Consider the following 7,127-nt stretch of genomic DNA (forward strand, 5'->3'; position numbering starts at 1 on the left):
CGCCGGCAATCGACTGAACAGGGCGACTGGAGCGATGCTTCGGCCGCCCCTTTTGTGACGGGCTACTGCCCGGTCAGCGCCTTGACCCAGACGACAATCCGCTCGGCGAGGACGACGGTTGTCGACGGCGACAGGGCGTCGCCGGCAATGACGTGGCTGTCGACGTCACCGGTGTCGTCGACCGGCACCAGCTCGTGCGGCGCGCCCCAGCGTCCGGCGATTTCGCGGGTGCGGTCGGGCCGCACCACCTTGTCGGAATCCGAAAAGATGAAGAGGGCGGGGATGGTCGCCTTTTCCACCGGCGCCGCATAGGCGAGCTCGGTCAACGCCTGCATCGGCAGCGTCGCCGCTATCGGGTATTGGTGGGTCCAGAACCTTTCATGCAGCGCATTGCGGGTCGGGAAGCTGCGCTCCTTGCCGCCGACCAGCTCGGCGATCTGTTTGCCCCAGGGTTTGGTGAGCAGTTCGGCGCCGGACGCCTTGACGCCGAAATTGGGCGAAATGAACGCGATCGCCGCGACCCCTTCCGAGGCTCGCGGTTCCGTTGCCGCCCACGTCGCCAGCGAGCCGCCGGTCGAGGTGGCGATGACGATCACCCTGTCGCCGATCGCCCGGCCGATGGCCAGTGCCTCCTCGTAGTCGTTGATCCAGGCATTGACGCTGCCCTCGGCCATCGCGGCGCCGTCCTGGCCGTGGCCGGTGAGGCGCGTGTAGAACAGGTTGGCATCAAGCTCATCGGCGACGTCATCCGGCAGCGGCCGAACCTCGCCCTTCGAGGCCGAGAAGCCGTGGATGTAGACGATGGCCAGCGGCGTCTTGGCGTGAACCATCGGATTTGCCCAGATGATCTCCTTTTCCAGCCCGTCGCGGATGTTGGGCACGGCGGCCTCTTCGCGCGCCAGATAGGCCTGCGGATCGTCGCCGATCGCGGACGGATCGAAACGGATCTTCGTGTCGACGGGTACGCGCGGGCCGAGCACGAAGGCCATGGAGAAGACGACAGCAAGCCCCAGCACCGCAAGCACGATCCGCCGCCCCATTACAGACTCCAAGCAACAATTCTCAACCTATGGCCGTGCCTGCCGACAGGCAACACCCGTGCGCCGGCCTAAGTCGCCTGGTCCGGGCCCATTTCGTGCGGCAGCTTGCGGTCGAAATTCAGCGGCCGTGCCCTCCAGCCGGTCGTGACGCCGATCACCCAACGGCAGATCGGTCGCGGCAAGAGGCCGAGCAATTTCAGCGGCCAGCTGATGCGGTAGGGGAATGTGACCTCGAAGCCACCTTTCTCGATGCCGCGCACCATGCGGCGGGATGCGCGGTGGACAGGCATCAGCCCCGGCATTGGCAGCGTGTTCTTTTCCGTCAGCGGGGTGTCGACGAAGCCGGGGTTCATCACCTGAACCCGGATGTTCATCTTGTCGAAGTCGTATTTCAACGACTCCGCCAGGATGTTGATCGCCGCCTTGGTGCCGCCATAGGCGGCGGTGGTCGGCCAACCTGAATAGGCGGTGACCGAGCCGACGAGCACGACATGGCCGCGTCCGCGCACGCGCATATGCTCAACGACGGGCACCAGGCCATTGACGATGCCGAAATAGTTGACGTCGAAGGAGCGGCGGAAATCGCTCACCACGAGGTGCTCACCGGGCGTGGCGATGTAATTGCCGGCGTTGAAGACCGCGAGCACGATCGGCCCCATGTCCTTCTCGATCGCGGCGGCCGCCCTTGCCATGCCCGTCTCGTCGGTAACGTCACAAGGATACGACTTCACATGCCCGGGCATCTGCGCCGTCTCGACGATCAGCGTGTCGATCGGATCGTCCGCAAGCGCCGTCACCGCGACGGCATAGCCCTTCGCGGCAAGATCCTTGGCCAATGCGCGGCCGATGCCGCTGCTGCCGCCCGTTATCCAGGCGACGCCATGCTTCGGGTTGGCCCGGTAGAGTGTCATGCTGTGTCCTGCCAATGTGTCGGTAGTGCTCTAGCGGCGAAGAAATCGAATGAAAAGAGCGCTTTTCGGCGCAAGGTTGAAATGCATGCTGGAACACAGCATCTGAATTCAGGAGATTGCAGTGCCTGAAATGCGACTGGACCAGGCGAATTCTTGCCTTGAAACCGGGGCTTTGGGTTTCTAGGGTCTCGCCGCACCTACACAAGGAATCCTTGATGCCCCGTTCTGTGATCGACGCGATCGGCAACACGCCCCTGATCCGCCTCAACAAGGCCTCGGAAGCAACGGGCTGCGAGATCCTGGGCAAGGCCGAATTCATGAATCCGGGACAGTCGGTCAAGGACCGCGCAGGCCTGTTCATCATCCGCGATGCCGAGCAGCGCGGGCTGCTGAAGCCTGGCGGGGTTATCGTCGAGGGCACGGCCGGCAACACCGGCATCGGCCTGACGCTGGTTGCCAAGGCGCTTGGCTACCGCACGGTGATCGTCATTCCGGACACGCAGAGCCAGGAGAAGAAGGATACCATCAAATTGCTCGGCGCCGAGCTGATCGAAGTGCCGGCGGTGCCCTACAAGAATCCGAACAATTACGTGAAGCTGTCGGGGCGTCTGGCCGAACAATTGGCGCGCACCGAGCCGAACGGTGCGATCTGGGCGAACCAGTTCGACAATGTCGCCAACCGCGACGGCCATATCAGGACTACGGCCGAGGAAATCTGGACGCAGACCAACGGCAAGGTTGACGGTTTCGTCTCGGCGGTCGGCTCGGGCGGGACGCTGGCCGGTGTCGGGCTCGGGCTAAAAGGCAAGAGCAGGGACGTGAAGATCGCTCTCGCCGATCCGCTGGGGGCCGCGCTCTACAGTTTCTACACCAGCGGCGAATTGAAGGCCGAGGGTAGCTCGATCACCGAAGGCATCGGCCAGGGGCGCATTACCGCCAACCTCGAAGGGTTTACGCCCGACTTCTCCTTCCAGATCCCCGACGAGGAGGCGCTGCCGATCGTCTTCGACCTTATCCAGGAGGAGGGGTTGTGCGTCGGCGGCTCGACCGGCATCAACATCGCCGGCGCGATCCGCCTGGCGCGGGAGCTTGGCCCCGGCCACACCATCGTGACCATGCTTTGCGACTACGGCACGCGCTACCAGTCGAAGCTGTTCAATCCCGAGTTCCTGCGCGAGAAGAACCTGCCGGTGCCTCGCTGGATGGAAGAGACCGCCGACATTTCGGTGCCCTTCGAAAAGGTCGCGTGATGGTGCACAAAACGGAAGCTCTGTTTCGCGATGACGCCTACCTGAAGGAGGCCGAGGCAGCGGTTGTCGCAATCAACGATCGCGGCGGCGTCGTTCTGGACCGGACGATCTTCTACGCAAGCTCGGGCGGCCAGCCGGGCGACACCGGCTTGCTGGAGCGCGCCGACGGCAGCCGCGTCGCGATCGCCGCCACCATCACCGGCGAGACCAAGGACGAGATCATCCATGTGCCGGCGCCCGGACAAGCGGTGCCGACGATTGGCGAACGGCTGAAGCTTGCCATCGACTGGCAGCGGCGGCATCTTCTGATGCGCATGCACGCGGCCTGCCATCTGCTCACCGTCGTTTGCCCGTTCCCGATCACCGGCGCGGCCGTTTCCGAGGACGACAGCCGGGTGGACTTCGACATTCCCGATGCCGGCTTCACCAAGGAGGATGTGACGGCGAGACTCATGGAGCTGGTGCGTGCCGACCATCCGATCTTCACCCGGCTGATCACCGACCAGGAGCTCGCCGCCAATCCGGGCCTGGTGAAATCCAAGAACGTGCGTCCGCCTGTCGGCACCGGCAAGATCCGTCTGGTTTGCATCGGCGACAATGCCTCGATCGACAGCCAGCCCTGTGGTGGCACCCATGTGAGGAGCACCGGAGAGGTCGGCGAGATCCATATCGGCAAGATCGAGAAGAAAGGCCGCGAGAACCGGCGTTTCCGCATCCGCTTCGGGCCGATGCCGGCGATCTGATCGACGGCACTGTTGCGGGATGGGAGGAGAAAAATGGCTGAAGATAGTCCTTTCATCGTCGACACGGATTGGCTTGAGAAGCGCTTGGGCGAGCCCGGCCTGACGATCATCGACGCGTCCTGGTATCTGCCTGCGCAAAAGCGCGATGCGCGCGCCGAATATGAGGCGGCGCATATTCCCGGCGCCCGCTTCCTCGATCAGGACGCCATTTCGGACCCGGATTCCGGGCTTCCGCACACCCTGCCGTCGCCGCAAGATTTCGCGCAGTATGTCGGCGCCATGGGCGTTTCGGCCGACGACACGATCGTGGTCTATGACGGCCCGGGCTATTTCTCGGCGCCGCGCGGCTGGTGGATGTTCCGGGTCATGGGCGTCTTCCAGGTCTACATCCTGAGCGGCGGCTTCGATCGCTGGAAGGCGGAGGGGCGCCCAGTGACAGCGGAGCCGACGAGGATCGCGCCGTGCATCTTTCACGCCGACTTCGATGCCGCGCGGGTCGTCGGCCTCGCCGAAATGCGCCGCATCGTCGACGGGCGAGAAAGTCAGATCGCCGATGCGCGATCCGCCGGCCGTTTTGCCGGGACCGATCCGGAGCCGCGCGCCGGCATCCGCTCCGGGCATATGCCTGGCGCCCGCAACGTACCGGTCACGGCATTGGCCGAGAACGGCGAGCTGCTGCCCAGGGATCGCTTGCGCAAGGTGATCGAGGATGCCGGCATAGACCTGTCGAAGCCGGTCGTCACGTCATGCGGCTCGGGCATCACAGCGGCGGCGATTACGCTGGCGCTGGAGACGCTTGGCCACACCGACAACAGGCTTTACGACGGCTCATGGACCGAATGGGGCGGGCTTGCCGATACGCCCGTGGTGACGGGCAAGGAATGACGGTGATGGAAAACGGCGCGCTGGAGGACATCGACGTCACGGTGACGTTTCTCGAAATGCATGCGCCGCCGGCCGCGTCGCCGCCGGTGCCGTATAACCGACAGGTCGCGCTCCTGAAGACCAGGGATATCCCGCTGCATTTCTACCGCTACCTGATGGATCGGGTGGGGCGCAAATGGCATTGGGTGAATGTGCTGAGGCTGAGCGACGAGGAGCTTTCAGCGGGCCTCCATCGCGAGGACCGCGACATCAGGGTGCTCTATCTCGACGGCGCGCCGGCCGGCTTCTTCGACCTCAAGCCGCATATGCCGGAAGAGGTGGAACTCGCCTATTTCGGCATGATGGAGCATGCGCATGGACAAGGCATCGGCCGCTGGTTCCTGGGCGCCGCGATCTCTGCCGCCTGGTCGCATGGTCCGAAGCGGGTGACGGTGCAGACCTGCACGCTCGACCACCCGGCGGCACTGCCGCTCTACCAAAAGCTCGGCTTCACACCGGTTGCGCAGAAGAAGGAGATCGTGCACCCGCTCTCCTTCGCCGAGCGATCCGCGAGCGTCATGCGGCCGTAGTATCGATGCCGCCTACGCCACCGGTGGCGGCTGGCCCTCGAAGGTTGGCAGCGAGGTGTCGATGCAGGCCCAGGCCGGCGCCTTGGCCGTCCATAGCGTCGCACCGGGCCTGATCATGTTCGGATCGTCGAGCGTGCCCGCGCGCACAAAAATGAGATGCGGGCGCGTCTCCGCCTCGCTGAAGAGATGCACCCCGCAGGCTGGGCAAAAGCGCCGGTGCATCCTGTTGCCGCTATCGGCCACGCTCTCATAGTCGCGCGTCTCGCCGGCGATCTTGATCCGCGCGGTCAGGAAGCAGACGCTCACCGCCGCGTTGCCGGCCGCGATATACTGGCAGAAGCGGCACCAGCACAGGCGCGTGGTGATCGGCTCCGCGCTGCTTTCGTAGCGGACTGCGCCGCACAGGCATCCTCCGGTGATCATGCTCGGATCCTCGCCAGCTCCGTCAACCGCTGCCGCGTTGTTCCGGGATCATCATGGCGCGGAGCGACATGTCTGGCCAGTCGGAAAACTTGGCATCTGTTCGTTCATCCTCGCTTCAGGCCGACTTTGCCAAGGTGTCGGCAAGATCAACGCGCCCGTCAGAAGGACGGGCCGAAGGAGAATGACATGCTGACCCGACGTACATTTGCCGTTGCCATGATTGCGGCACTTGCCATGCCGAGCCTTGCATTTGCCCAGGCCACCACGCCTTCCGCCGCGACGATCGAGCGCCAGCTCGAGGCAGCGCCCAGGGTGAAGCTGCGCCCCAATCAGCGCGTCACCATCCGCGAATTCAAGCGCCGGCCGGACCTCAGGCGCATGGCGCGCTCGATCGACATCCAGTCGATCAACTTCGCCTTCGGCTCGGCTGCGATCTCGGAGCCGCAATACGGCAAGATCGAAAACATCGCCGATGCGCTACACCGCATCCTGCGGCGCAATCGCGGCGCCCGCATCCTGATCGAGAGCCATACCGATGCGGTCGGGTCCTTCCAGTCGAACCAGATCCTCTCGGAGCAGCGCGCCGCCTCGCTGAAGCGGACGCTGGTGCGCGAGTTCGGCGTGCCCGGCCATGCGCTCGAAACCGTCGGCTATGGCGAGGAGTTCCTGCTGGTGCCGACACAGCAGGAGAACTGGCGCAACCGCAGGGTGACCTTGCGCCGCCTCGACGACTTCATCCGATAGCGCCCGCGTCAGGCCTTCGCCTGGATCGCCGTTCAAAAGAGCCCGGCTTGAATGACCCGGGCTCTTTCCATTTCGCTTGATGTCCAGGGCCAACGAAGATCGCGCGAGTGGATCCGACGATGACGATACGTGTGATAATGGCCGGCGCGACCGGCTGGGTCGGCAAGGCGCTGGTGCGCGGGCTCGACGCGCTCATCGACTGACGCTGCTTGGCAGGAATCGGGTGGGAAGCGTGCCGGGGACCGCATAGTTCCGGTCAGCGACACCGGAGATTTGCCATGCCCATCCAGTTCAAAGCCCTGCCGACCGACGATGTGAGAACCTTGCAGCGCGGCGGGGCGGACGCCTATGGCCACAAGCCTGAGCGCCAGATTTCCGATGGCGACGGCGTGCCGTGCCGGCATTGCCTCAAGAACGTCGGCGCCGGCGAAGCGTATCTCGTCCTGGCCTACCGGCCGTTTCCCGAGTTGCAGCCCTATGCCGAGACCGGGCCGATCTTCCTGCATGCGCAGGAATGCGAACGCGCGCCGGACGACGAGGCGCTCCCCGAAATGCTCGAGAG

At 64.6% G+C, this 7,127-nt stretch carries 9 protein-coding genes; 6 read left to right on the forward strand and 3 right to left on the reverse strand.

What is annotated here, in order from left to right:
• Positions 1-62 precede the first annotated feature (62 nt).
• Together EN781_RS20600 and EN781_RS20605 are read right to left on the reverse strand one after the other, a co-directional pair.
• Positions 63-1,040 (reverse strand): alpha/beta fold hydrolase, encoded by a 978-nt coding sequence (locus EN781_RS20600; protein ID WP_126054652.1) that lies wholly within the window; start codon positions 1,038-1,040, stop codon positions 63-65.
• A 68-nt stretch (positions 1,041-1,108) separates the two neighbouring features.
• Positions 1,109-1,951, reverse strand: coding sequence for an SDR family oxidoreductase (locus tag EN781_RS20605; protein ID WP_126054651.1), 843 nt, complete (start codon positions 1,949-1,951; stop codon positions 1,109-1,111).
• Positions 1,952-2,166: 215 nt separating this feature from the next.
• On the opposite strand from EN781_RS20605, the gene EN781_RS20610 reads away from it, so the two are divergent.
• From EN781_RS20610 to EN781_RS20625, 4 genes are read left to right on the forward strand one after another with little or no spacing between them, the layout of a single operon-like run.
• The gene (locus tag EN781_RS20610; protein WP_126054650.1) at positions 2,167-3,201 is read left to right on the forward strand and encodes a cysteine synthase A; all 1,035 of its coding nucleotides are present in this window, start codon (positions 2,167-2,169) and stop codon (positions 3,199-3,201) included.
• Complete coding sequence (locus EN781_RS20615; protein ID WP_126059074.1) at positions 3,201-3,944, forward strand: alanyl-tRNA editing protein; 744 nt, start codon at positions 3,201-3,203, stop codon at positions 3,942-3,944. Before EN781_RS20610 ends, EN781_RS20615 begins: the two co-directional genes overlap by 1 nt.
• 33 nt (positions 3,945-3,977) lie before the next feature.
• Positions 3,978-4,829: a 3-mercaptopyruvate sulfurtransferase gene (gene sseA / locus EN781_RS20620; RefSeq protein WP_126054649.1), complete on the forward strand. Its 852-nt coding sequence runs from the start codon at positions 3,978-3,980 to the stop codon at positions 4,827-4,829.
• 5 nt (positions 4,830-4,834) lie between these two features.
• Positions 4,835-5,398: a GNAT family N-acetyltransferase gene (locus EN781_RS20625; protein ID WP_126059073.1), complete on the forward strand. Its 564-nt coding sequence runs from the start codon at positions 4,835-4,837 to the stop codon at positions 5,396-5,398.
• Positions 5,399-5,410: 12 nt separating this feature from the next.
• Here EN781_RS20625 and EN781_RS20630 read toward each other — a convergent pair whose 3' ends face one another.
• A complete protein-coding gene (locus EN781_RS20630) occupies positions 5,411-5,821 on the reverse strand; it encodes a GFA family protein (protein ID WP_126054648.1) in 411 nt (136 codons plus the stop codon).
• A 186-nt stretch (positions 5,822-6,007) separates the two neighbouring features.
• Between EN781_RS20630 and EN781_RS20635 the strand changes: the two genes are divergently transcribed.
• Both EN781_RS20635 and EN781_RS20640 read left to right on the forward strand, forming a co-directional pair.
• Positions 6,008-6,565: an OmpA family protein gene (locus EN781_RS20635; RefSeq protein WP_126054647.1), complete on the forward strand. Its 558-nt coding sequence runs from the start codon at positions 6,008-6,010 to the stop codon at positions 6,563-6,565.
• 278 nt (positions 6,566-6,843) lie between these two features.
• The coding region (locus EN781_RS20640; RefSeq protein ID WP_127400277.1) for a DUF1203 domain-containing protein at positions 6,844-7,127 on the forward strand (284 nt) is incomplete at its 3' end.

Source organism: Mesorhizobium sp. M4A.F.Ca.ET.090.04.2.1, assembly GCF_003999085.1.
In the GTDB taxonomy this organism is placed as follows: domain Bacteria; phylum Pseudomonadota; class Alphaproteobacteria; order Rhizobiales; family Rhizobiaceae; genus Mesorhizobium.